The sequence below is a fragment of the bacterium genome (assembly GCA_020440705.1).
GTDB lineage: Bacteria > Krumholzibacteriota > Krumholzibacteriia > LZORAL124-64-63 > LZORAL124-64-63 > JAGRNP01.
In genome coordinates, this window is sequence record JAGRNP010000274.1 from 1 (window position 1) to 655 (window position 655).

Sequence of the window (655 nt, forward strand, 5' to 3'; positions counted from 1 at the left end):
CCGTATGCTCTGGCCCCGTGAGCATCACGGACACCGAGGTCGAAGACGCCCTGGCTTCGTTCGAGGCCTTCCTGCGTCGCAAGCGGCTCAAGATGACGGCCCAGCGCCGCACCATGATCCGCACGGCGCTGAAGCACGTGGGCCACTTCACGGCGGAGGACCTGTACCGCCGGCTCACCGAGGCCGGCGCCGCGGTCTCCATGGCCACCGTGTACCGCGGGCTCACGCTGCTGGAGGAAGCCAAGCTCCTGGAGGGGCACGACTTCGACGGCACGCGGCGCTACGAACGCCTGGTCGATCGCGAGCACCACGACCACATGATCTGCCTCGACTGCCAGCGTGTGCTCGAGTTCCAGGACGACGACATCGAGTCGCTGCAAGAGAAGGCGGCCAAGCGACATGGCTTCGACCTCGCGGACCACCGCCTGGTGCTCTACGTGCGCTGTCCGGAGGGCGACCAGCCGGAGCGCTGTCACCGCGCGGAGAGCATGAGGACCGCGTGAGCGTTTCGGCTTCGTCCAACGACCCCGAGCGCACCCGCCGCGACTTCGAGCGCCACGAGGCGTTCATGGCCGAGGCGCTGGAAGAGGCGCGCCAAGCCGCCGAAGTGGGGGAGATCCCCGTCGGCGCGGTGCTCGTGCGCGTAGGCCAGATC

At 68.9% G+C, this 655-nt stretch carries 1 protein-coding gene; it reads left to right on the forward strand.

The features are described 5' to 3' along the window. A partial coding sequence (locus tag KDM41_18340; protein ID MCB1185384.1) for a transcriptional repressor occupies positions 1-503 on the forward strand: 503 nt, incomplete at its 5' end. Positions 504-655: the final 152 nt, after the last annotated feature.